Here is a 23,384-nt window from a genome sequence, read left to right on the forward strand (position 1 = left end):
CTTAATTATATTGCAGAGCGATCGCACGGTGGAAATTTTTCAGGCGATGCCTTCGGCGGGCTTCGCCTACGCTTTTTTTAACGAACCACAGAGGCGCAAAGGACACAGAGTCAGAAGAGAGCGATCGCACGCTGGGGATTTTGCAGGCGATCGCTCTTTTTAACGAACCACAGAGGCACAGAGAACACAGAGGAAGAAAATAGCGATCGCATTCTGGGAGATTTTGCAACAATTTAGTAGGTAATATTTTAGTATCCGATTAGTATGCAGCTAATGTTAAATTTAGTGTTATTTTGGGAACTCTAATAATAATGACTACTAATAATAAACAGTTTTCTAGTGGTGAAATTAATTTCTGAGCATATAACACCTAGAGCATGGTTACTACTAAATTATGGTGAGAACCGACAACATGCTGGTAATGTTGGTTATGCTGACGAAATTTCTAAGGTATATTACTATGACAGCTTTGTACCGAATTGTCGTCAATTAGCTGAAGGTGATTTAGTTTTATTGCAGGATAAAGATCAACTTATTGGTGTTGCCAGGATAGAAGTAATTAGCAGCTATCAAGAACCAAAACTTTTATCGCGTTGTGCTTCATGCAATACTACAAAAATCAAAGAACGATTAAAAAAGAAGCCTGTTTTCCGTTGCACCCTTTGTCATCAGGAATTCGATACACCTATTATTGAGTATAAGCCTTGCGAAAAATTCATTGCTGATTTTGGCAATACATTTGTCAAAGCAGAGGGAACTATTAAAATTAAGGAGTTAAGACAAGCTTGCCCAAAATATAACGGACAGCTTTCAATGCAGTTAATTAATTTACAGCAAATAGAACCAATGTTATTTAAAAATTCACATACAGTTACTAAACTGATTAATAAAAATAATTTTAAGTATATAAAAGCTGATGATGCTGATGATAATGAAAATAGAAATGAGTATGTTCTTATAGAAAAAGATAGCCGCAAAACTGTATTTCGTCAAATCAAAGAACGTCGTGGACAGTCCACATTTAGAAACTTGTTGCGTCAACGCTATGGCGACCAATGTATGATTAGTGGGCTTGAACTACTTGATGTTTTAGAAGCTGCTCATATCTCACCCTATCGTGGTATTGATGATAATCATCCAGATAATGGACTTTTGTTACGTGCAGATTTTCATACTTTATTTGATCTTAACTTGTTGGGGATTAACCCAGAATCTCTAGAAGTAAAGTTTCATCCAAAAGTTATGGAAACTGATTATCAAAAATTGGAGGGTAGAAAACTTAGATGCTCTAAATATAAACCAAGCCAGTCAGCACTTGAGTCTAGATGGAAGCAATTTTTAAACTGTCTTAACAAAGATGATTAAAATTGAAAGTTTAATTAAAAAGTTTAATTAAAAAGCTTACTTAAAATTTTTAAATTCCAAAATAAGTCAACTCTCTTAAATTCTTTCTCTTCTTTGCACCTTTGCGTGAGATAATCTTAAAAAAACTTGCCTCAGAAGCATTACACTCCCAAAGCAAGTCAACTCTCTACATTCTTTCTTTACTTTGCGCCCTTTGCGGTTCGTTAAAGTTGCTTCACTTCTGAAACCAACTTCGCCACCATATCCTTAGCGCTACCAAAAAGCATCGTCGTTTTATCCTTGTAGAACAACTCATTTTCTACACCGGCAAAACCTGTACTCATCCCGCGCTTAATCACAATCGTCTGCTTCGCCCGATCTACTTCCAAAATCGGCATACCATAAATCGGGCTATTTTTATCACTCCGCGCCGCCGGATTTACCACATCATTTGCCCCAATTATTAAAGCCACATCTGCTTGTTCAAACTGGGGATTAATATCATCCATGTCGTACAACTGCGTATAAGGCACATTTGCCTCTGCCAGCAACACATTCATGTGTCCCGGCATTCTGCCAGCAACGGGGTGAATGGCGTACTTGACATCAACGCCCATCCGCTCTAGCTGATCTGACAATTCCCGGACGCTATGTTGCGCTTGGGCAACTGCCATACCATAACCAGGCACAATTACCACAGAACGGGCATAACCTAACATCATCGCCCCTTCTTCGGGATCGATACTACGGACGCTTTGATCAGTTGCACCACCACTAGCAGCAGCACCACCAGAAGTAGATCCTGTCCCAAAAGCGCTGAACAGCACACTAAATAAGGAGCGGTTCATCGCTTTACACATAATCTCGGTGAGGATTAAACCAGATGCTCCTACCAAAGCACCAGCGATGATTAACATATTGTTCATCACCACGAACCCCGCTGCCGCCGCCGCCACACCTGACAACGAGTTCAACAGCGAGATTACCACTGGCATATCGCCGCCACCAATGGGGATGACGAACATCACGCCCAGCACCAAGGAAACGCCAACCACTCCCAAGAATATGGGTAAACTATCTGGTGTAATGATTAAATAGACACTGCCCACTACATAAGCAGCCAGAAGCAAGAGATTAAATGGTTGCTGGAAAGGAAATGTAATCGGGGAACCGCTGATTAAACCTTGCAATTTGGCAAAGGCTAGAAAACTACCTGTGAAGGTAATACCACCGATTAACACATCCAAAAGTATGGAAATGTTAACATCTAGGGGTATCGGCTGAGAACTATCTAACAACCGCCAGAATTCGGCAACGGCTACTAGTGCAGAAGCTGCACCGCCCAAGCCGTTGAGTAAACCCACCATTTGGGGCATTTCGGTCATTTGGACTTTGTAGGCAACGATCGCACCAATTCCCGATCCAATCGCCAAGCCCAACAATATCATCTCGTAGTTCAACACATGCTGATCCAGCATTGTCGCTGCGATCGCCAGCAGCATCCCCACAGACGCAACGAGATTACCGTTTCTCGCTGTAGCAGGTGATCCCAGCTTTTTCAAGCCTAGAATGAATAACGATGCAGCGACTAAGTACGTCAGCTGAATGCCAGTTGGTAAAAAGTCGCTCACGCCTTAATCTCCTTCTTCTTGAACATTTGCAGCATTCTGTCTGTGACAAGGAAGCCACCTATAACGTTAACAGTTGCCAATACCACAGCAATCAAACCGAGAATCACTGACACACTTGTTTCTCTAGCACCTGAAGCTACTATTGCCCCAAGTACCGAAATGCCAGAAATCGCGTTTGAGCCTGACATTAAGGGCGTGTGTAAAGTCGGTGGTATTTTGTTGATGACTTCAAAGCCGATAAAAGATGCCAAAACAAATACAAACAAAGCAGCAAGTAATGCCTCTGTCATGAAATCAAAACTCCTTATGGTATATTTGGCTACTAACCTGCTCCAACGCCACTCAAAGCTTGTAGTGCATCCCGCACGCGTTGATTGCGAATTTCACCAGCGTGGGTAACGCAAGCTGCATCAACGATGTCGTCGCTAAAATCAACCTGCAAAGCTTTGTCTTTAATTAGCAGTTGCATCAACGAAGTTACGTTTTTGGCATACAATTGGCTGGCATGAATTGGCATCGATGATGGGAGATTGATGGGGCCGATAATTGTCACGCCATTCCACACAATATCTTTGCCGGGTTCGGTGCAGGCGCAGTTACCACCCTGATCAGCAGCCAAATCTACAATCACTGAACCGGGTTTCATTTGTGCCACCATTTCTTCTGTAACTAGCCGTGGTGCTTGTCTCCCAGGAACTTGGGCGGTGGTAATTACCACATCAGAATTTTTGACGTGTTCGGCGACAACTTCTTGGGTACGTTGTTTGCTAGCCTCAGAAATTTCCTTGGCGTAACCACCTGCGGCGACGGTTTCTTCGTCTAATTTGACTTCAACGAATTTTGCCCCTAAGCTTTGCACTTCTTCTTTGACGGCGGGACGAATATCAAAGGCTTCTACCACTGCCCCCAAACGTCTAGCGGTGGCGATCGCTTGCAATCCGGCTACACCAGCGCCCATAATAAATACTTTCGCTGGAGCGATCGTACCTGCGGCTGTGGTTAACATCGGAAAATATTTCGGTAATGCAGCTGCCGCAATTAATACTGCCTTGTAACCAGCTAGTGAAGCTTGCGAGGATAAAGCATCCATACTTTGCGCCCTGGTGGTACGGGGAATCATTTCCATACTCAAGGCTGTAACTTTCCGATTTGCCAGTTGCTGTGCCACAACAGGATTTCCCAAAGGATTCAGGAAACTGAGTAATACAGCCCCTTCCTTTAACAAGTCAATTTCTGAGCGTCCATCTTCTCGTTCTTGTGGTGGGCTGACTTTCAGCAGAATATCTGTTTCGCCCCATAGTTTGGCAGTATCGCTGATTATTGTGGCTCCTGCTGCTTCATAGTCAGAATCATTGAAAAATGATCGCTCTCCTGCACCTGTTTCTACCCAGACTTCCAAACCTTGTTTTACCAATCGAGCAACGGTGTCAGGAATTAATGCCACACGACGTTCACAAACTTCAATTTCTTTAGCAACTGCTATTCTCATGAAATCTCCTGAAGATAAATACCTAATCTGTGCTAAGTAAGCGATTGTTCAGATGAGGCGTGTCCCGCACTCTATAGTACTTAGGCAGGAACATCAGCCATGACTTTTACTAGTAGATTGAACCTTGAATCTTTCCTCTCCCACTCTTAGCTTTCCAGGCAAAGCCTGACTTTGCCGCTCGCAGATGTCATATTTTCAGATAGTTGCAAACAGGGTTACGTATTGCACATCCTAGATTGATTCCCAAATTTTGCATCTTTATCTTCAGCTTATTTACGGGATTGAGAAATTTTGGTATTCCTTTCTTATAGAGTAATATTGACCCAATTTTAAAAGCTTTATAATTTCCAAATCAAATTTTAATAATTACGACTTTGATTCAAACTCATTTTAATCAATTTAGCCCAAGTTAACTGGCGATCGCTGATGGCACGCCTCAATTTTTATCACAAAATTATCAAATTTAGATACACTTATACATATTTGGAAACACAATCCAATCCCAACTGTGTTTCTATTTAGTTCAAAATTTGACCAACCTAGTCATCAAATCAGCACTCTGTAAGGGTAATCAAGTAAATTAATTATATGTTGAATTTATTACTAAGTAATTTATCTGCCATCCAAACATCAGGGAGGATGGCACTTTTTGTTGTTACTGAACGTCAATTGTCAGGAAGTGAGTAGTAAACTTTAGTAACGAATACTAACACACGGTTATTTAGATAACATATTTATATTTTGGTGGAGGAAGCTCAATTATGCGACGTTTACTTTCCGCTTTAGCCGTGACTAGCTGTTTAGTGACTGGATTCCCAGCCCTGACTTGGGCGCAAAGTTTACCTGGATTTACGCTCTTTAGCGGCGTCAAAGCCGAAAATCAACTGCCCTTTAGGTTAGATTTTGGTGGACAAGCTAATGGTTGGGATCGATACATATTGAGGATTCCAGCTAAAAGAATGAAATTGGCAGTTGGTCAATTTGCAATTACCTACCCTGATTATTACAAAGGAACTTTTGACCAGAAAAAAATTGAAGTCCGAGTCAAAGGCAAAGCTGTTCCGCTTTCTGAGGTGAAGTGGGACAAAGAAGGTAAACTGATTAATATTTTTCCTCAAGAGCCAGTGCCAGCAGGTAGCGCAGTCGAGGTAGTGTTATCTAATGTGAAAAACCCATCCTTCGGCGGAGTTTACTATTTTAACTGTCAAGTTCTCTCTCCTGGCGATGTGCCACTACTGCGCTATATGGGAACATGGATTTTGAGCATCAATTAAGCTTGGGAGCGGGGAGTAAGAATTTTAGATTTTAGATTTTGGATTTTAGATTGAAATCTAATCTAAAAGACGCTCGATAGCGAAGAGGAGAGCGAGTCCAAGAGCTTCTCACTCGCTATCGTCAATCCAAAATTGAATTGCCTAATCCCCAACTACCTAATAAAGTGATATAATTAGAGATTGTGAGTTTTTTATAAAAATCACCTAATAGGAGAACAGTATGAAAAGAACACTGGGCGGTACTAGCCGTAAGAGAAAAAGAACCTCTGGTTTTCGCGCCAGAATGCGGACACCAGACGGCAGAAACGTGATTAGCGCCAGGAGAAGAAAGGGACGTCACCGTCTGAGCGTTTAGGCCATATTCAGCTAAAAGAGCATCTGTGGCTTTGCCCAAAGCAAATCGGCTAAAATCTCGCAAGGATTTCCAGGCAGTTTTCCGGGAAGGAATTCGGCGTCATGGCTCTTATTTAACATTGAGAGCTTTGAAGCCGTTATGTTTAACAAAACCTTCTTTGGCCACTGCCACCCAGACTACACAAGCAACTGACTCAGCACATCTTGCCAGCACGCGAATTGGCATTTCAATTAGCACAAAAGTCAGCAAAAGGGCAGTGGTTCGCAACCGAATCAAACGGCAAATTACTGCTGCTTTGCACAACTTGCTGCCCAAATTATCACCAGGATGGCGGCTAGTGGTCATTGTCAAACCCACAGCAGCAGAATCTAAGTGCGTAAGCCCACAATTTCTGCAAGAATTAGAGCAGTTGTTGGCACAAGCTGAGGTGTTCGATGGGAATTCGTGAAGATGTTTATTATGAAGGTGGCCCCCATATTGGGGATTTGATTATCAACCTGCTGATAGGGTTAACTGTCGTTGGCATACCATTAACAGTTGGGGCAATTGTCAGGGCATTGTGGCTGCGTTTCCGCATCACCGATCGCCGAATTACCGTGACGGGAGGTTGGCAGGGGCGCGATCGCACTGACATAATTTACTCAGAAATTGTCAAAGTTGTCACAATCCCCCGTGGCATTGGCTTATGGGGAGATATGGTGCTAACCCTAAGAAATGGGAGTCGTCTCGAATTGCGTGCAATTCCCAAATTTCGGGAAGTCTATGACTATATCAATGAAAGAATAGCTGCGAAAAATCCTGAATATAGCAGCACTGCCAATAAGTGATGGATTAGGGGAAGCAGGGGAGGCAGAAAAAAATAAAAGATAAGAACCAATACACAATGCCCCATGCCCCATTTAAATGTGCGGCTATCCGTAGTCAAGGATAGTCGCCGACAAATGATGATTTAGATAAATTAGATTCAGTCAGTTTACAGTACCTCAGGTTGAATTCAGAATAATGGATTTTGGTATCGGCTTTCTCTCGAACAACGTGATGCTGCCAATCATAGATTTTTTCTATGGTATTGTGCCTAGCTACGGATTAGCGATCGTTGCTTTGACATTGATAGTCCGCTTCGCGCTCTATCCCCTGAGTGCTGGCTCAATTCGCAACATGCGGAAGATGCGGATTGTACAACCTCTGATGCAGAAGCGGATGGCAGCAATCAAAGAGCGCTATAAGGATGAACCGCAAAAGCAGCAGGAGGAAATGGTCAATGTCCAAAAAGAATTTGGCAACCCCTTAGCAGGCTGTTTTCCATTACTAGTGCAAATGCCGGTCTTATTAGCGCTGTTTGCCACTTTACGGGGTTCGCCTTTTGCAAGTGCGAACTACAGCGTTAACCTGCAAATCTTTCCCGCAGAACAAATCGAACAAATTCAACCGCAAGCTTTTGCCACTGCTGCTCAAAATATTTACGTTGCAGATGGGGAACACGTTAAAGTAGCTGCAATTCTTCCCAGTGGTAACAAACTAACGGTAGGAGAACAAACTAAGATCCAATATCAGACTATTCAGGGCAAACCATTTCAGGTACTCTTAGCAGAACACCCAGAAAATAAGCTGATTCCTGATTGGAAAGTCACCAAAGGTGAAGATCGGATAAAAATTGATACCCAGGGCAATGTAGAAGCCTTGCAGCCCGGAGAGGTCACCATTCAAGGAACAATTCCTGGACTAGCAGCAGAAAAAGGCTTTTTATTCATTGATGCTTTAGGCAGGGTTGGTGCAAGTGATCCAGATGGCACAATCCACTGGGATATTGTCGCCATGATCGTCTTCTTTGGAATCAGCCTTTATGTTAGCCAAATGCTTTCTGGGCAAAATTCCAGCGGTGGCAATCCGCAGCAGGATACAGTTAACAAAATCACCCCAGTCATCTTTTCTGGGATGTTTTTGTTCTTTCCCCTACCAGCTGGGGTGCTGATGTATATGGTGATTGGTAATATTTTCCAAACCGCACAAACTTATCTTCTTTCCCGCGAACCTCTATCAGAAGAACTGCAAAAAATCGTAGAAACTCAGGAGAAGGAAGCAGCAGTCACCGAACAAAAGGCATTGCCATTTGAACCGAAAAGTTCTAAGAAAAAGGCGACAGGCGGATCATGAGCAACATTCTGATGCAGCGAGGTCAGCAGTGGTTAAAAACCCTGCTGGAACTCACTGGAATACCTGCACAGATTCAGGGTCATTTAGAAACTACCCAATCTCTTGACGGTGATTCCCCAGAACCAGATAACTACTGGTTGACAATTGATCAAACTAATTTGACGACAGAACAAATCCAGGTATTAATTGGTGCCGATGGTTCTGTACTAGATGCGATTCAGTATCTAGCAAATTCGGTTCTTAACTTAAGCCAACCCCAAGAGGAACAAGCCTCTTACACCATTGAGTTGAATGGCTACCGGGTCAAAAGAGAAGCGGAAATTCGCGCATTAGCAGAAGCAGCAGCCGATGAAGTGCGCTTTTCTGGTAGAGAAGTGGAAATTAAATCCCTTAGTTCTGCTGAAAGGCGTCAAATCCATACCTTCTTGAAGGAATTTGGAGATTTGGAAACCTTCAGTCGCGGTAAAGAGCCGCATCGTCATCTGGTTGTCCGTCCAGCTTCGTTGGAAGAAGTTAGGGGTTAGGAGTCAGGAGAGACGCGATTAATCGCGTCTGTACAGGAGTTAGGAGTTAATGAAGCTCATAACTATATAATTTCAAGATTTATCTTGTTCCTAAAAGCTAAAATGAAGATGTAATATCAGTATTATTGCTGATAATCACCATTAATTTTCGTGAGGATGTCTCACAAATCCTATGGACGCAATTTATATTCCGCAGCTAACTAGAGCATCGGAGCGGACAGAGGAAATTCAGGTTCAGGAATTTCTGCCTGGTCTGGAAACGTTGACACCAGTTCGCGGTCATGTGCGCGTGCAGCATCATGGCAATTACCTGGAAGTGTCCGGTCAGGCAGAAACAATTATTACTTGTACCTGCAACCGCTGTTTGCAGCAATACAATCGACGTTTAGGGCTTGATACGAAAGAAATCATCTGGTTAGACGAAACTGCAAATCAGCCAAATGACTTGCCCTTAGAAAGGGAAGTGATTATGGAAGATTTGCTTGAAACCCTACCACCCGATGGTTATTTTTATCCCAACGAATGGCTGTATGAGCAAATGTGCTTGGCAATACCCCAGCGCCAGTTATGCGATCGCAATTGTCCAGGTATTCCTGCAATTACTGTTGATAGTTCTGATTGTCCTGAAACTCCAGTTGATCACCGTTGGGCTTCGCTGGAAGCTTTGAAAAAGCAACTCCCCGGATAGTAAGACGCATTACGGCGCATCAACTTGTTCACTTTAAGTTTTACAAATTATCCAGTAGTTTACTAAGCTAATCTATGACATTTTCATAGAAACCCGGCTTCTCTAAGAGACCGGGTTTCTTCGGTTTTACTTGGCAAAATAAGTTAAATTGCCAATAATAGAATTGAATAAATCAATAAATTATACAAAATGTTTATCAAGAATCTACATGGCTAGAAACACCTATCAGCATTACTCAGATTCAGGAATATCTTGACAAAATTAAACAGGAAAAATCCTATCTGATTGAAGGTGTAAAAAGAGAATAAGTCTCAGATAATAATTGGTTATCTAAGATTCACGGTGCAAAGATACTTGAAACATAGTTTCAAGAATTATGTGACAATAAATTGGAATTTAGAAAGACTACACACTCTTATAAGATTACAAAATGGCTAGTTGAAAATAAACCTGATTTCTTGTCTGAACTGGCTGAAGAATTAAGAAATACCTTACATAAAAGTCAGTAATTATTTTTATACTGATTATCTAATCATGAGCAGCACAAAAGAGCGATCGCTCACCATTGAGGAATATTTTACATAGAGCGATCGCACTGGCAACCGCTATGAACTGGTTAGATGTTAGTTTTTTAGTTGTTAGAAGCGATACAAACCAGAACAATGAGAGAAGAACTAATAACCACAGCCACATATGAACTTCCGTGAAGAGTTTAAACTGCTGCTACGCGCCCGCTACCCCTTAATTTATATTCCCACCTATGAAGAGGAGCGGGTAGAAGCAGCTATCCGGGAAGAAGCAAGCAACCAGGGTAATCGCCCAGTGTATACTTGGGATTTTGTCGATGGCTACCAGGGAAACCCCAATGATGTTGGGTTTGGACGACGTAACCCGTTGCAAGCTTTAGAATTCATCGAAAAATTACCAGCTTCTGCGCCAGCGGTATTGATCCTACGAGACTATCATCGTTTTTTAGATGATGTAGCGATCGCCCGTAAACTCCGCAATCTGTCCAGACTCCTGAAGTCGCAACCAAAAAACATTGTCCTACTGTCGCCGCGCGTCGCCATTCCTGACGATTTAACCGAAGTGCTGACAGTCGTCGAGTTTCCCTTACCCGCCGCTCCAGAAATTAAAATTGAGGTGGAACGCTTACTGCAAGCTACTAGGAACTCCCTTTCTAGCAAAGTTCTAGATGACTTGGTGCGCTCTTGTCAAGGACTTTCAATGGAACGGATTCGCCGCGTTTTGGCAAAAGCGATCGCTACCCACGGTGAGTTGCAAACAGAAGACGTGGATTTAGTTTTGGAAGAAAAGCGCCAAACTATCCGTCAAACCCAAATCCTGGACTTCTACCCCGCCACTGAGCAAATTTCTGATATTGGCGGACTGGATAACTTGAAAGACTGGCTGATTCGCCGGGGAGGTTCATTTACTGATCGAGCGCGACAGTACGGATTACCGCACCCCCGTGGTTTAATGTTGGTGGGTATTCAAGGAACTGGTAAATCGTTAACGGCAAAAGCGATCGCTCATCACTGGCATTTACCCTTGTTACGTCTGGATGTGGGAAGGTTATTTGGTGGTTTGGTAGGTGAATCAGAATCTCGGACTCGGCAAATGATCCAAGTAGCTGAAGCCCTAGCTCCCTGTATTTTGTGGATTGATGAAATAGATAAAGCCTTTGCCGGACTTGGTAGCAAAGGTGATGCAGGAACTGCCAGCCGTGTGTTTGGGACTTTTATCACCTGGCTAGCCGAAAAAACCTCACCCGTTTTTGTTGTCGCCACCGCCAACGACATCCAAGCTTTACCGCCGGAAATGCTCCGTAAGGGGCGATTTGATGAAATTTTCTTTGTGGGATTGCCCACCCAAGAAGAGAGAAAAGCAATTTATGATGTTCATTTATCCCGATTGCGCCCCCATAACTTAAAAAGTTATGACATCGACAGGTTAGCATACGAAACGCCCGATTTTTCTGGGGCAGAGATTGAGCAAACTTTAATTGAAGCGATGCATATTGGATTTAGCCAAAATCGCGACTTTGCTACTGATGACATTTTAGAAGCAGCTAGTCAGATCATACCCTTGGCGCGAACTGCCGTAGAGCAAATTCAGCAACTCCAAGAATGGGCTGCTGCTGGGAGAGCGCGTTTAGCATCTAAACACAGTCCTTTGAGCGAACGCCTCCGGCGCACTACGTGAACGCATTCAGCAGTAGCTACAATAATGAGTTAGTCAAAAGATCATAGTCAATAGTTAATGATCAATTATTATGGACTATTGATTCTTGTATGGATAGGTTACATTGCTTCTCTACTCGTAACCCTTGAAAGCCAGTTCAACGCCACTCCCCTGAATGGAGCAAACCTCCTGCCCACAGGGGTGGCTCCTCAACGGGGGAAATACGCACATGGCTGGCTTCCCTTGAACGCCACTTGACTCTTAATAATCAGGGTTTTAACTATGTTGTCTAGCGTAACAAAATTTCTACTTGGGTTTTTCTTAGCGATCGCTGTGCTAGTAGGTGGCGGTGTTGCAATTGCATTATATTTCGTCAATCGCACCGGCATACCCCCTGCCAAACCCGTTTTTTCTAATGATAGCCCCTCCGTGAAAGCCCAAGCTCCAAAAGCAACTGAGCCTGGAAGAGGTAAACCCAGCCTTAAACCTGGGAATCAAGCTCAATCGTCTCCAACCTCCACTTCCACAGAATCACCAAAGGCTACCCCATCACCAAAACCATTGCCATCGGGAGCTTACCGAGGGCGTGTTAGTTGGGCTGAAGGCTTGAGTTTGCGATCGCAACCAAATCAAGAAGCTGAAAAAATTGGTGGTGTTACTTTTAATCAAAAAATTATTGTTTTGTCAGAAAGCGAGGACAAATCCTGGCAAAAGATCCGTTTGGAAGGTAGCGAACAAGAAGGTTGGGTAAAAGCAGGTAATACTGAAAAAGTTAATGAACAATAGCTTAAAAATCAGATGTGTCTACTTAATAACTTCATCTGGATCTAATTGAGATTGCTTTCCCAGAAAACAGGAAGTACGTATCAATGTATCAATTGGAAGTTCAATTTGAAAAGTAGTTCCTTGCCCCTTGGCAGAAATGCAGTTGAGCCTACCACCATGTGTTTCAACGACAATCTGATAGCTAATTGATAATCCTAATCCAGTTCCTTGTCCAACTGGTTTAGTTGTGAAAAAGGGATCATAGATTTTATTTTGTACGTCTTCACTAATGCCAGAACCATTGTCGAAAATATGAATGTTGACCCAACCAACTTTATGAACGGTTGTTTTAATCCGAATTAAAGGTGTAAAAGTGGACTGCAATTTTATATTAGTAAGCTTTTCTTGTAACCCATCAATGGCATTTGTTAGTATATTGAAAAATACTTGATTCAACTGTCCTGGATAGCAATTTACTAAGGGTAAATTACCATATTCTTTAATTACAATAATTTCTGGGCGATTGTTCGGCGCATAAGTAATACGGTTCTGAAGAATGAGCAGTGTCGAATTAAGCCCTTCGTGGATGTCCACAGCTTTCAATTGTGCCTCGTCTAGACGAGAGAAGCTACGCAGGGATTCCACAATATGCTTAATACGTTCTGCTCCGGCTTGCATTGAGTTGAGCAGTTTAGGTAAATCTTCTAGCAAGAATGGTAAATCAATAGACTCTAATTTCGCTTTAACCACAAGCTCTGGTTTCGGATAATATTGCTGATAGGTATTGATTAATTCTAAAAGTTGTCGCAGATAAATTTGCGTATGAAACAGGTTTCCATAAATGAAGTTAGCAGGATTGTTAATCTCATGAGCAACTCCGGCTACTATTTGTCCCAAAGATGACATTTTTTCTGCTTGAAGAAATTGCAATTGAGCTTTCTGAAGTGCCAACATAGCTGTCTCTAATTCTTCAGACCGAGACTCAGCTAGAGCAGCTAGCGCTTCTTGGTTTTGTAAGGCTTGTTTGAGACGTTCTTCATTTTCTTTAAGATCAGCTGTTTTGACTAGTTGAACACTCAATTGTTGGTTGAAAAAAGATGTGATCAGCGTCCATCCTAGAAGCAGTAATGTGAATAAGCCAATAATCGCAGCCATCCGATAGGTTGCAGCGCTATCAACTGCTGAAAAATCGACCAATTCGACGACTGAAAAATGGGTAGCCATCATCCCTGTGTAGTGCATTGAGGGAATGGCAGCACCCATGAGAATTGCACTGCAAATCCTCAAAATGCGTCCTGTTACTGTACTATTAGCTCTGAGGTTAAACCCCAGCCAGAGGGCAACTAGTGAGATGAGAATAGCGATCGCAATCGAGAGTGCAACCACACTCAAGTCATAAGACATTTTGGCTGGTAAACGAATAGCAGCCATACCGATGTAGTGCATTGCACTGATGCCTGTGCCCATCAGGATGCTACCACTCAACAACCGCAAAATACCAAATTCTGGCTGGCTAACTAAGTACAGGGCTAATCCAGAGGCGAAAATTGCAGGTAGCACCGAAATCAAAACTATTAACCAGTCATAGTTAATCGGAATGGGCAGACTGAACGCCAGCATAGCAATAAAATGCATTGCCCAAATGCCGATTCCCATAGCGATCGCTCCCCCTAGCAGCCACCGCCACCTTGACTGCGATTTAGCGTCTGTGACTCTTATAGCTAGATCAAGTGTGGTGTAAGCCGTAAGTATGGCAATGGCAACGGAGAATAAAGTTAAACGAATATCGTAGATACCGTGGAGCATTATGTTGAATATTATCCGCGATTCAATGGAAGACTAAACCCACTATTTGTCTGCGTTGCTCATGCTATGAAACCTAAATGGGTATAGCAAAAATTTTGTCAAGCAAATAGAAAACAAGCCTCCAAAGCTTTACATTGCTTATTATTCCCCCTACAGAAGCTTGTTTATCATATTAGCGTGGGAAATTGTTTGTAAAGAATCATACTAAAAAAAATACAATACAGACAAAGTGGTACAATCCTGCATAGCCGTAACTTGAAATAAGCAAGTGAAAACAGGGGTAGATAGCTATTTAACCAAGCTTGCCTCAGTCTACGAGGCATCCGAAAGCATCAAGGTTGTTCCTACCGTAGCTAATTTCAAATTTTTGAATTGGAAAAATTTATCTAGCGGTGCGGGGATGCGTCTTTTGTCTGTGGCACTGACTATGGGGCTTCTGAGTATAGCTGGGCAAGCTTTAGCACTTCAGAAAATAGGAAGTAATGGCGCTGAAGTTAGCAGTAGCCAGAGGTGTTTAAAAAAGTTAGGCTACTTTAACGGCCCGGTGAGTGGCAAGTTTGCTAGCTTGACTCAGAATGCTGTGATCAAATTCCAGCAAGCCAATAGAATATCTGCTGATGGAGTTGTGGGTGGTAATACTCAACGAGCCTTGCAACGAGCCTGTCAAAGTAGAACTTCTAGTAGGAATACTAGTCGCGCATTGCGGCCAAGTGGTCAATATCCTGTTCTGTCTCAAGGTAAAACAGGTGCAGCCGTGACAAGGTTGCAACAGCGTTTGCGACAGTTAGGCTATTTGAATGCTAATCCCAATGGGAATTTTGGCCCAATGACCAGAAATGCTGTAATTAGATTCCAGCGAAATTATCGCATAGCTGCTAACGGGATTGTAAATCGACAAACTTGGAACACACTACTGGGTTCCTCTCCGACTCCAGGCAGATCAAGTCTTTCTACTCAACAAGTGAGAGAACTGCAAGTGCGTTTGCGGCAGCTAGGTTATTTTAAGACTAATCCCACTGGGAATATTGGCCCAATTACTAGAAAAGCTGTTATTCAATACCAGCGAAATTATCGCCTACCTGTTAATGGCATTGCCAATGCCCAAGTTTTGGAGTCAGTGCGTAGAACCTCCACAGGTGGATATACTACTCAACAACCAGCCAGAAATTATCTGACTGTAGGCGATCAGGGAGATAATGTCAGATTAGTTCAAGAGCGTTTGTTGCAGCGGGGTTTCTCTAATACCAATCCTGATGGCATTTTCAACGATTACACCAGAGAATCTGTGATTGCATTCCAGCAATCTTCTCGACTTAATTCTACTGGAAATGTAGATTGGCAAACTTGGCAAGCATTAGGGTTGAATAGCTCAAATGTGGGCAATTCTGCTGAGACTAATGGTTATGTGTTAGCTGATACTAATCGCTATGCATTACCTCCTACTAATGGCTATGTAGTACCTGAGACTAATGGCAACACATTAGTTGCTAATAATCCTTACAGAGTAATAGTGCCAATTTCCAATAATGATACTCTGAGTAAAGTACAACAATATATACCCAATGCTGTCGCGGAGCAATCCAATCTAGGAGATTATGTAAATGCTGGGGCATTTAGCGATCGCGCCCAAGCAGAAACGCTATCAAAAAAGCTCCGCTCCTATGGTCTGGATGCACGGGTAAAATTTAATTAAATTGACAAACTCAACTGCGAACCTTCCTGAGTTTTATTCACTTCAATCCTGGCTTGGAAAGCTTCTTTGAGGTGGGGCATATGGGTAACAGTGAGGATGCAAGCAAAATCAGAGGCGATCGCATTAATCGCTGCAATCAAGCGATCGCATCCTTCAGCATCCTGTGTACCAAAGCCTTCATCTATAATCAACAATTGCAACGCCGCCCCCGCCCGTTGCGCTAATAATTTCGCCAAGGCTAAACGGATGGCAAAGTTAATTCTAAAGGCTTCTCCACCAGAGTAAGTTTCATAAGCTCGCGTTCCTCTAGAATCGGCGATTAAGATATCTAAGGTGTCTATCAGCTTGGCATTTTTCTTTGTTGATTTAGCACTACGTCCAGCTTTTTGAGTAATAAATTGTACATGAAACTGATTACCACTCAGCCGCGAAAGTAGTTGATTTGTTTCGGCTTCCAGTTGCGGTAACACATTTTCAATCATCAGTGTTTGGATGCCATTTTTACCAAAAGCTTGCGCTAATTCCTGATAAACACGATATTCTTGCTTGCAAGATTGTAGTTGCTGCTGCTGTTGTTCATACTGAATTTGCAGTGTTTCTAATTGATGCGCCAACTGTTCCAAACGCCCCAACTTGGCTATTTGCTCATCAAGTTGCCGTCTGCGGATTGCTAACTGTTGTTCTAGAACTGGAATTTGGGCAGATGGGTTAGCTGTTGCTTGTAGTTGCTGGATAATGCTTTCGATTTGTCCGCCGAGTTTTTGCCGCTCCGTTACTCTGGCGCTTCTGGATTCCTCTAACTCTTGCAATCTCGTTTGGAGTTGGGGATACTGCTGCTGGGCTGATAGCAGTTGTTGATAGCGCAAATGCCAAGATTGAGCTTGGCGTACAGCTAGACGCAGATTGTTGTGCTGCTCGGAACTGTAGCCAATTTCGGTAATGTGACGTTCAAGAGCCGCGATTTGTTTAGCACATTCAGAATCAGTCTGATCCTGTTGGATTCTGGTTTGTAATTGAGCGATTTGGGACTGAAGTTCTGGTTTTCGGGCTAATAGTTGCGCTTGTCGCTTAGTAGCGTCTTTAATTTGTCCTTGTTTAATTTCTGCCCATCGCCACCGCTCAACTTCGCTCCGGGCGAGGGCGTGGTCTTGTTCATTATAATTAACTTGTTGCAGATATTGGTTTAGCTGCCGGAGTTCGGCTTGTTTATCAGGAGCGTAATCACCTGCTTGGAGCGATCGCTCTAAATGCTGTTTTTCGCCAGTAATTTGTTGTAACTGTTGTTGGACATCAGTTGTAGCTTCTAACTGTGCTGCCAACTGTCCCCGTTGTTCACGTAACCCATCGTAAATCGCCAATTGTTGGAAAATTTCCCGATATTCCTGCCTAAGTACCTGAATTTCTCTGTCAGACACAGCCATTTGTTCCCGGACTACCCAAAACTGCCCTTGAGTATCCTCTAACTCACTTTGGGTTTTTTCCACCACCCGACTCCAATGATGTTCATCTAAAGGACGTTCGCACAATGGACAAAGAGCTTCAGGATTTTGGAGCATTTGCAATTTCTGCTCTAATTCTCCCACCAGTTTTTCATAGTCTCGTTGGTGAGCTTGCAGACGTTCGATAAAGTGACGCCTCTCTTGCCCTTTTTCCTGCACTCGTTGCAAATAAACCCGCTTTTTCTCCAGTTCCTCAATTTGGATTGCCACATCCATCACCGCTTGTTGCAGTTGCGGTTGGCGGCGGTGCTGGCGTTGTAATTGGTTCTCAGTACTTTGGAGTTGTTCGAGTCGCGCTACTAAACCTGCATGAGTGCGATCGAGTTGGCTTTGTAAAGTTGCTCGTTGTTGTAACAGGGGAGTAACTTGCATTTGCAGCTGATCTAGACGAGCAACATGGTGACGAGCTGCGGCTAGTTGTGACAAAGCAGCTTCTACTTCACCTGATTTAGTCAGAGTTTGCTGAATTTCTCGCTCTTGTTGCTGTAAAGCTTCGATTTGGGCTTGGGCTTGTTGTAGTTGCCGTTCGATTTCGTGAATTTGTTTGGTAAGCTGTTGTTGCTTTTGTTGGCGAGTCTGCCCAGCGCGGGTGTACTCTTCAAATTTGGTAGCAAAGGCTTCTTCTTGAGATTGTAGACTTTGATATTGAGCGTATCCAGCTTTAATTTCAGCTTCTTGGTGTAATATTTTTTCTAAATCTGATAGCTGAGAGCCAATAGATGATTGTTCTTGTTGCAGGCGATCGCAGTCTTGGGTAAGATTTTGGTATTGCTGCTTCACAAAGCTGAGTTGTTGTTCCCAATTTTGGCGCTGGTGCTGGACAACTTGCAAACTTTGTAATTGAATATTATCAAAGGCTTGCACCTGTTGCAGCTGGTTAAGTTCGGCTTCTAACTCGACTCTTTGGGCTTGGGTTGTCTCGCGTTGTTGCAGCTGAATTTTTATCGAGTCCAAAGAACGCTCTAGTTCTAATGCCTGTGCTTTGAACTGACGAGAAGATTCCTTTGCCCGTTCTTCCAAATCATCGTACTGATTGAGTTTCAACAACTCTGCTAAAATTTCTTTGCGTTCTGTGGGGCGCTTGAGCATGAATTCATCTGCACGACCTTGACGTAAGTAGGCAGAATTAATAAATGTATCGTAATCCAGCTTGATGTGTTCTAAAATCAAATCCTGTGTTGCTCTTACCCCTTTGCCGGTGAGTGAGCGAAACCCAGATGGTATTTCTATTTGAAATTCAAGAACGCTAGTACCTCCCCGAATTCGGGTACGAATCACCCGATATTTTTGCTGGTTACTTTGGAAAGTAAAATCAACCCGAACTTCTTTCGCGCCAGAATAGATGACATCATCTTCAACAGTGGCACGGCTTTCACCCCAAATTGCCCAAGTGATTGCTTCCAAAAGTGAAGATTTACCCGCACCATTGGAACCCGAAATACAAGCCGTATGCAAACCGCCAAAATCTAAAGTTGCATCACGGTAACTAAGAAAGTTTTTGAGGATAAGTTGTACTGGGATCATTCACGCTATAGCGCCACATCTACTTTTAATAAATAACAGTACAGATGCACTGTTTGTTAGTTTAGCTATCTGGATATCAGGTTTCTAGTCTTGAAGACATCAATTTTACAAAATTTAACAATAAAATCAGTAAATTTTTCTTGTTGCATGAAAAAGTTTTGCTGTCTTTGGAGAAAAATAAAACTTATGTGGAGGTTTCTTGTTATTTCTGCCTCTTATCTGAGAGAAAAACATTCATAGAAGAGTGGCAATACTTTGAAAATCGTGTTGAGGTACTCTAAAGTCGTTTTGAGGTACTCCAAAGTCGTGTTGAGGTACTTCAAAGTCGTTTTGAGGTACTTCAAAGTCGTTTTGAGGTACTTGAAAGTCGTTTTGAGGTACTCCAAAGTCGTTTTGAGGTACTTGAAAGTCGTTTTGAGGTACTCCAAAGTCGTTTTGAGGTACTCCAAAGTCGTTTTGAGGTACTCCAAAGTCGTTTTGAGGTACTCCAAAGTCGTTTTGAGGTACTTCAAACTTTATCGCACCGCAATCAAGTACACAGGTGCGGGCTACGCCTACGCTTGACTTTTAAAACAGTCGCTACAAATCTTCAAAACTTACGCAGTATTGAGATGATTGGGCTAAATTTCGCCTCAAGGTAAAAGAATCAAGGTGATAAAGGAAAAAGCGTTAATATACTTAGTAAAAATGTATGTATATTTCTGAGATAGACATCATAAACCAATGGATATAGCTCTACTCGTTAAATTTCTCGCTCCCTGTCTGCCATTTTTGTTAAATGTGGGTAATAAAGCTGTAGAAGAGGCATCTAAAAAAGTAGGTGAGGATGTTTGGAATAAAGCCAAAGCGATTTGGGCTAAGTTACATCCCAAGGTAGAGGCGAAAGAAGCAGCGAAAGAAGCAGCAACGGATGTGGCACAAAAGCCAGAGGATGATGATTTACAAGCAAGTTTGCGGGTACAACTCAAGAAGATTTTGGAAGCGGATACAGCACTTGCAGAGGAGATAGCTAAGATTTGGGAAACATCGACTGACAAACCCGGAGACAATATTCAGGTGAGTGCTAATGCTTATGACCAAAGTACGGTCAAGCAAGTTGGGAAGATTGACGCAAACCAAGTAAGTTTTTAATTAAATAGAGTAGACATTTAAAAAGGTGGTTCGTCTGGTTGTCTCGTTCCCAGTCTCTGACTGGGAATGCCTATGGAAGGCTCCGCCTTCTGACTTGCGGCAGAGCCGCAATGATCAGCATTTCCAGCCAGAGGCTGTAAACGAGGTTTTGACAGAGTTTTAGTTTAAATTGACACCTATGCAGAATACTGCCCATTCTAAAAATTTTGATGTTCCGAGTTCCGAACACAAACTTCCGAGTTCCGAACACCAACTGCCGAGTTCACAACGACAACACGCAGCAAAAATTTTACCTGTGCTGATTAACTATGGCGGAAGAACCAAACCCCAGTAGTCAAAAAATCATCAAGATGGAGGGAACTGCTAAAGATGAGAGCAAACTAACTCAAGTTGGTTCTATTGAAGCAAAGAATTTTAATTTAACCACTCAACAGTTGCAAATTATTGTTCAGCTAGAAAGCATTAATAAACCAGAATTGCCAGGGGTTCTCAAAGCAGGCAACCCTAACAAAAGTTTGGCTTACTGGCAGGGACGTAAAACAGAAATTGCTCAGATACAGCAATGGTTAACTGATAAAAATACTTTCCTAATTGGCATAGATGGCATCGGTGGCACAGGTAAATCGATGCTAGCAGCTAAAATTTATGATGAAATTGCCGGTTTCCCCAAGCGATTTTGGGCTGATGTCAGTAATGGGGCAGGTTTTAGCGATTTAGCTCGCCAATTCCTCAGTGAATTTGGCTTTCCCGTTCCAGAAGAAGAAGCGCAGTTAGTAGAGGCGCTAGTTAGGTGTTTACGTTCTGGGCAATTTTTACTCATCATTGACAACCTGGAGAGTTTATTACAACCTGATAGACAGTGGGTAAGTCTATTTTACGGCGACTTTTTCCAAGCATGGGTGGAACATGGCGGTAATAGTAAGGTAATAGTCACTACCAGGGAAAGACCAGAATTAAAAGGCTTTGAGTGGCTACCCCTGAAAGGTTTGCAAGTAGATGAAGGGGTAGCACTGTTAACTGCATTAGCCATTCGGGGAGATTTAACGCAGTTTGTGGAATTAGTAGATGGGCATCCTCTACTGTTGAGATTGGTAGCAGACTTATTAAAGGCAGAATATTCACAAGACCCGGACTTAAGTAGGTTAGCAGATTTAGGCTTAGGGAATTTACGGCAATTCTTGACAGATTCCCAAGTGGTAGGTATCCATCACCGGAAAAATGTGGGGATGGTGTTGGTGTTAGATGCCAGTTTTAATCGGTTGAATGAGTTACAAAAGGCGTTATTACTGAATATTAGTGTTTATCGTGGTGCGGTTGACAGTGCAGCAGCAGTGGCTATGTTGCCGGGAAGTTCAGCACCAGAGATTGAGGAAGAACTGAGGAATCTGGTTAAGCGTTCTTTGTTGGTAGACAAACTCAATGGTAAGCGGCGATTTGATTTTCAGCCCCTGATTTTGGAGTATGTGCGGTATCAGGCTGGCGATCAGAGTGAGGCGCATCAAAAAGCTATAGATTATTATCGCTCAATTGCTAAACAACCGCCTTGGAAAACAAAAAATGATGTTAAAGAATACTTGGAAATCTTTGATCACTTTTATCAGTTGCAAGATTACAACTCTGCCTTTGATAGTATTTGGATTTGCAATGATTTTTTAACCTTGCGGGGTTATTATGCAGACCAAGTAGAATTATATGGGCAATTGGTAAGTAAATGGGAAGAAATTGGCACTAGAGAAAACTGGAATTATCAGGCTGCTCTCATTTTATTAGGCAATGCTTACGATTCTCTGGGACAGTACCAACGGGCGATTGAGTTCTACCAGCAGTCTTTAGAAATATCTAAGGAGATAGGCGATCGCAATGGCGAAGGTATTTCCTTAAACAATTTGGGCAATGCTTACAACTTCCTGGGACAGTACCAACAGGCGATTGAGTTCCACCAGCAGTCTTTGGAAATATCTAGGGAGATAGGCGATCACAATGGTGAAGGTAATTCCTTGGGCAATTTGGGCAATGCTTACAACTTCCTGGGACAGTACCAACGGGCGATTGAGTTCTTGCAGCAGTCTTTGGAAATCAAAAGGGAGATAGGCGATCGCAATGGCGAAGGTGCTTCCTTAAACAATTTGGGCAATGCTTACAACTCCCTGGGACAGTACCAACAGGCGATTGAGTTCTACCAGCAGTCTTTGGAAATATCTAAGGAGATAGGCGATCGCAATGGCGAAGGTAAATCCTTAATCAATTTGGGCAATGCTTACGACTCCCTGGGACAGTACCAACAGGCGATTGAGTTCTTGCAGCAGTCTTTGGAAATAGCTAGGGAGATAGGCGATCGCAATGGCGAAGGTACATCCTTCAACAATTTGGGCAATGCTTACAAGTCCCTGGGACAGTACCAACGGGCGATTGAGTTCTATCAGCAGTCTTTGGATATCTCTAGGGAGATAGGCTATCGCAATGGCGAAGGTAATTCCTTAAACAATTTGGGCAGTGCTTACAACTTGCTGGGACAGTACCAACGGGCGATTGAGTTCTTGCAGCAGTCTTTGGAAATATTTAGGGAGATAGGCGATCGCAATGGCGAAGGTAAATCCTTAATCAATTTGGGCAATGCTTACGACTCCCTGGGACAGTACCAACAGGCGATTGAGTTCTTGCAGCAGTCTTTGGAAATAGCTAGGGAGATAGGCGATCGCAATGGCGAAGGTATTTCCTTAATCGGTTTAGGCAATGCTTACAACTCCCTGGAACAGTACCAACGGGCGATAGACTTCTACCAGCAGTCTTTGGAAATATCTAGGGAGATAGGCGATCGCAATGGAGAAGGTAATTCCTTGGGCAATTTGGGCAATGCTTACAACTCCCTGGGACAGTACCAACAGGCGATTGAGTTCTACCAGCAGTCTTTGGAAATATCTAAGGAGATAGGCGATCGCAATGGCGAAGGTGCTTCCTTAAACAATTTGGGCAATGCTTACAACTCCCTGGGACAGTACCAACGGGCGATTGAGTTCTTCCAGCAGTCTTTGGAAATATCTAGGGAGATAGGCGATATTCGAGGGGAAGCAAATGCCTGGTTTAACTTAGGTGAGGCATTAGAAAACGTTAATCGAGAATCAGACGCACTGGGTGCTTATCGTAATGCCCGTGAACTATTTCAGGCGATGGTAATTGATGATAACGTGCAAATTTGCAACAATGCAATTGAGCGTCTTTCTCAACCAAAAACGCCTGTAGTTTATCATCGTGGGTTTTGGGTGTGGTTGCGTCGGTTGTGGCGTTGGGTACGCAGTTGGTTTCGGCGGTAAAATAAGGTGTAG

Annotated in this window: 22 protein-coding genes; 15 read left to right on the forward strand and 7 right to left on the reverse strand. The window is 42.9% G+C overall.

Annotated features, from left to right (window positions below; all coding sequences use genetic code 11):
* Position 1: 1 nt before the first annotated feature.
* Positions 2-232 carry a hypothetical protein gene (locus V7K46_RS14035; RefSeq protein WP_335114026.1) on the reverse strand — a complete coding sequence of 77 codons (231 nt, stop codon included), beginning with the start codon at positions 230-232 and terminating at the stop codon, positions 2-4.
* Positions 233-339: 107 nt separating this feature from the next.
* Between V7K46_RS14035 and V7K46_RS14040 the strand changes: the two genes are divergently transcribed.
* Positions 340-1,365, forward strand: a complete 1,026-nt coding sequence (locus tag V7K46_RS14040) for an HNH endonuclease (protein WP_335114028.1) — start codon at positions 340-342, stop codon at positions 1,363-1,365.
* A gap of 203 nt (positions 1,366-1,568) precedes the next feature.
* On the opposite strand, the gene V7K46_RS14045 is transcribed toward V7K46_RS14040, so the two are convergent.
* Genes V7K46_RS14045 through V7K46_RS14055 form a run of 3 tightly spaced genes read right to left on the reverse strand, consistent with a single transcriptional unit; the run spans position 1,569 to position 4,464 of the window.
* Positions 1,569-2,975 carry an NAD(P)(+) transhydrogenase (Re/Si-specific) subunit beta gene (locus V7K46_RS14045; protein ID WP_335114030.1) on the reverse strand — a complete coding sequence of 469 codons (1,407 nt, stop codon included), beginning with the start codon at positions 2,973-2,975 and terminating at the stop codon, positions 1,569-1,571.
* Positions 2,972-3,265, reverse strand: a complete 294-nt coding sequence (locus V7K46_RS14050) for an NAD(P) transhydrogenase subunit alpha (RefSeq protein WP_273766159.1) — start codon at positions 3,263-3,265, stop codon at positions 2,972-2,974. The genes V7K46_RS14045 and V7K46_RS14050 overlap by 4 nt, the downstream gene beginning before the upstream one ends.
* A gap of 32 nt (positions 3,266-3,297) precedes the next feature.
* Positions 3,298-4,464 (reverse strand): Re/Si-specific NAD(P)(+) transhydrogenase subunit alpha, encoded by a 1,167-nt coding sequence (locus V7K46_RS14055; protein WP_335114032.1) that lies wholly within the window; start codon positions 4,462-4,464, stop codon positions 3,298-3,300.
* Between the two features lie 761 nt (positions 4,465-5,225).
* Between V7K46_RS14055 and V7K46_RS14060 the strand changes: the two genes are divergently transcribed.
* From V7K46_RS14060 to V7K46_RS14090, 7 genes are all read left to right on the forward strand, one after another.
* Positions 5,226-5,738 carry a DUF2808 domain-containing protein gene (locus V7K46_RS14060; protein ID WP_335114034.1) on the forward strand — a complete coding sequence of 171 codons (513 nt, stop codon included), beginning with the start codon at positions 5,226-5,228 and terminating at the stop codon, positions 5,736-5,738.
* A gap of 220 nt (positions 5,739-5,958) precedes the next feature.
* The gene (gene rpmH / locus V7K46_RS14065; RefSeq protein WP_094327629.1) at positions 5,959-6,093 is read left to right on the forward strand and encodes a 50S ribosomal protein L34; all 135 of its coding nucleotides are present in this window, start codon (positions 5,959-5,961) and stop codon (positions 6,091-6,093) included.
* Between the two features lie 25 nt (positions 6,094-6,118).
* Positions 6,119-6,541: a ribonuclease P protein component gene (rnpA, locus tag V7K46_RS14070; RefSeq protein ID WP_334976143.1), complete on the forward strand. Its 423-nt coding sequence runs from the start codon at positions 6,119-6,121 to the stop codon at positions 6,539-6,541.
* A complete protein-coding gene (locus V7K46_RS14075) occupies positions 6,528-6,920 on the forward strand; it encodes a PH domain-containing protein (protein WP_273766163.1) in 393 nt (130 codons plus the stop codon). Before rnpA ends, V7K46_RS14075 begins: the two co-directional genes overlap by 14 nt.
* A 175-nt stretch (positions 6,921-7,095) precedes the next feature.
* On the forward strand, positions 7,096-8,247 hold the full coding sequence (gene yidC / locus V7K46_RS14080; RefSeq protein ID WP_335114037.1) for a membrane protein insertase YidC: 1,152 nt from the start codon (positions 7,096-7,098) through the stop codon (positions 8,245-8,247).
* Positions 8,244-8,771, forward strand: coding sequence for a Jag family protein (locus V7K46_RS14085; RefSeq protein ID WP_335114038.1), 528 nt, complete (start codon positions 8,244-8,246; stop codon positions 8,769-8,771). The genes yidC and V7K46_RS14085 overlap by 4 nt, the downstream gene beginning before the upstream one ends.
* 172 nt (positions 8,772-8,943) lie before the next feature.
* The gene (locus tag V7K46_RS14090; protein ID WP_335114040.1) at positions 8,944-9,459 is read left to right on the forward strand and encodes a YceD family protein; all 516 of its coding nucleotides are present in this window, start codon (positions 8,944-8,946) and stop codon (positions 9,457-9,459) included.
* A 528-nt stretch (positions 9,460-9,987) separates the two neighbouring features.
* Here V7K46_RS14090 and V7K46_RS14095 read toward each other — a convergent pair.
* Positions 9,988-10,152, reverse strand: a complete 165-nt coding sequence (locus V7K46_RS14095) for a hypothetical protein (RefSeq protein ID WP_335114042.1) — start codon at positions 10,150-10,152, stop codon at positions 9,988-9,990.
* On the opposite strand from V7K46_RS14095, the gene V7K46_RS14100 reads away from it, so the two are divergent.
* The 3 genes from V7K46_RS14100 to V7K46_RS14110 are packed head-to-tail and all read left to right on the forward strand — an operon-like array spanning position 10,153 to position 12,429.
* Positions 10,153-11,664, forward strand: a complete 1,512-nt coding sequence (locus tag V7K46_RS14100; protein WP_335114044.1) for an AAA family ATPase — start codon at positions 10,153-10,155, stop codon at positions 11,662-11,664.
* A 57-nt stretch (positions 11,665-11,721) separates the two neighbouring features.
* On the forward strand, positions 11,722-11,901 hold the full coding sequence (locus V7K46_RS14105; protein WP_335114046.1) for a hypothetical protein: 180 nt from the start codon (positions 11,722-11,724) through the stop codon (positions 11,899-11,901).
* 24 nt (positions 11,902-11,925) lie between these two features.
* Positions 11,926-12,429 carry an SH3 domain-containing protein gene (locus V7K46_RS14110; protein WP_335114048.1) on the forward strand — a complete coding sequence of 168 codons (504 nt, stop codon included), beginning with the start codon at positions 11,926-11,928 and terminating at the stop codon, positions 12,427-12,429.
* A gap of 18 nt (positions 12,430-12,447) precedes the next feature.
* Here the strand turns inward: V7K46_RS14110 and V7K46_RS14115 are convergent, their stop codons facing one another.
* A complete protein-coding gene (locus tag V7K46_RS14115; protein WP_335114050.1) occupies positions 12,448-14,214 on the reverse strand; it encodes an MHYT domain-containing protein in 1,767 nt (588 codons plus the stop codon).
* A gap of 268 nt (positions 14,215-14,482) precedes the next feature.
* Here V7K46_RS14115 and V7K46_RS14120 point away from each other — a divergent pair, with 268 nt between their 5' ends.
* Positions 14,483-15,907 (forward strand): peptidoglycan-binding protein, encoded by a 1,425-nt coding sequence (locus V7K46_RS14120; protein WP_335114052.1) that lies wholly within the window; start codon positions 14,483-14,485, stop codon positions 15,905-15,907.
* On the opposite strand, the gene V7K46_RS14125 is transcribed toward V7K46_RS14120, so the two are convergent.
* Positions 15,904-18,930, reverse strand: coding sequence for an SMC family ATPase (locus V7K46_RS14125; RefSeq protein ID WP_335114054.1), 3,027 nt, complete (start codon positions 18,928-18,930; stop codon positions 15,904-15,906). The genes V7K46_RS14120 and V7K46_RS14125 overlap by 4 nt on opposite strands.
* A 723-nt stretch (positions 18,931-19,653) precedes the next feature.
* Here V7K46_RS14125 and V7K46_RS14130 point away from each other — a divergent pair.
* From V7K46_RS14130 to V7K46_RS14140, 3 genes are all read left to right on the forward strand, one after another.
* On the forward strand, positions 19,654-20,061 hold the full coding sequence (locus V7K46_RS14130; protein WP_335114056.1) for a hypothetical protein: 408 nt from the start codon (positions 19,654-19,656) through the stop codon (positions 20,059-20,061).
* Positions 20,062-20,239: 178 nt separating this feature from the next.
* Positions 20,240-20,395 (forward strand): hypothetical protein, encoded by a 156-nt coding sequence (locus tag V7K46_RS14135; RefSeq protein WP_335114058.1) that lies wholly within the window; start codon positions 20,240-20,242, stop codon positions 20,393-20,395.
* Positions 20,370-23,372 carry a tetratricopeptide repeat protein gene (locus V7K46_RS14140; RefSeq protein WP_335114060.1) on the forward strand — a complete coding sequence of 1,001 codons (3,003 nt, stop codon included), beginning with the start codon at positions 20,370-20,372 and terminating at the stop codon, positions 23,370-23,372. The genes V7K46_RS14135 and V7K46_RS14140 overlap by 26 nt, the downstream gene beginning before the upstream one ends.
* The last annotated feature ends 12 nt before the right edge of the window (positions 23,373-23,384 follow it).

It is taken from the genome of Nostoc sp., from assembly GCF_036917395.1.
Classification (GTDB): domain Bacteria; phylum Cyanobacteriota; class Cyanobacteriia; order Cyanobacteriales; family Nostocaceae; genus Nostoc.

What these genes read in the sequence shown, in the direction of transcription:
- V7K46_RS14055 (WP_335114032.1), bottom strand. Translation starts at nt 4,464, where the DNA reads ATGAGAATAGCAGTTGCTAAAGAAATTGAAGTTTGTGAACGTCGTGTG.
- V7K46_RS14115 (WP_335114050.1), bottom strand. Translation starts at nt 14,214, where the DNA reads ATGCTCCACGGTATCTACGATATTCGTTTAACTTTATTCTCCGTTGCC.
- V7K46_RS14075 (WP_273766163.1), top strand. Translation starts at nt 6,528, where the DNA reads ATGGGAATTCGTGAAGATGTTTATTATGAAGGTGGCCCCCATATTGGG.
- V7K46_RS14050 (WP_273766159.1), bottom strand. Translation starts at nt 3,265, where the DNA reads ATGACAGAGGCATTACTTGCTGCTTTGTTTGTATTTGTTTTGGCATCT.
- V7K46_RS14110 (WP_335114048.1), top strand. Translation starts at nt 11,926, where the DNA reads ATGTTGTCTAGCGTAACAAAATTTCTACTTGGGTTTTTCTTAGCGATC.
- V7K46_RS14085 (WP_335114038.1), top strand. Translation starts at nt 8,244, where the DNA reads ATGAGCAACATTCTGATGCAGCGAGGTCAGCAGTGGTTAAAAACCCTG.
- yidC (WP_335114037.1), top strand. Translation starts at nt 7,096, where the DNA reads ATGGATTTTGGTATCGGCTTTCTCTCGAACAACGTGATGCTGCCAATC.
- V7K46_RS14135 (WP_335114058.1), top strand. Translation starts at nt 20,240, where the DNA reads ATGCAGAATACTGCCCATTCTAAAAATTTTGATGTTCCGAGTTCCGAA.
- V7K46_RS14105 (WP_335114046.1), top strand. Translation starts at nt 11,722, where the DNA reads ATGATCAATTATTATGGACTATTGATTCTTGTATGGATAGGTTACATT.
- V7K46_RS14095 (WP_335114042.1), bottom strand. Translation starts at nt 10,152, where the DNA reads ATGTGGCTGTGGTTATTAGTTCTTCTCTCATTGTTCTGGTTTGTATCG.
- V7K46_RS14060 (WP_335114034.1), top strand. Translation starts at nt 5,226, where the DNA reads ATGCGACGTTTACTTTCCGCTTTAGCCGTGACTAGCTGTTTAGTGACT.
- V7K46_RS14130 (WP_335114056.1), top strand. Translation starts at nt 19,654, where the DNA reads ATGGATATAGCTCTACTCGTTAAATTTCTCGCTCCCTGTCTGCCATTT.
- V7K46_RS14100 (WP_335114044.1), top strand. Translation starts at nt 10,153, where the DNA reads ATGAACTTCCGTGAAGAGTTTAAACTGCTGCTACGCGCCCGCTACCCC.
- V7K46_RS14140 (WP_335114060.1), top strand. Translation starts at nt 20,370, where the DNA reads ATGGCGGAAGAACCAAACCCCAGTAGTCAAAAAATCATCAAGATGGAG.
- V7K46_RS14090 (WP_335114040.1), top strand. Translation starts at nt 8,944, where the DNA reads ATGGACGCAATTTATATTCCGCAGCTAACTAGAGCATCGGAGCGGACA.
- V7K46_RS14125 (WP_335114054.1), bottom strand. Translation starts at nt 18,930, where the DNA reads ATGATCCCAGTACAACTTATCCTCAAAAACTTTCTTAGTTACCGTGAT.
- rpmH (WP_094327629.1), top strand. Translation starts at nt 5,959, where the DNA reads ATGAAAAGAACACTGGGCGGTACTAGCCGTAAGAGAAAAAGAACCTCT.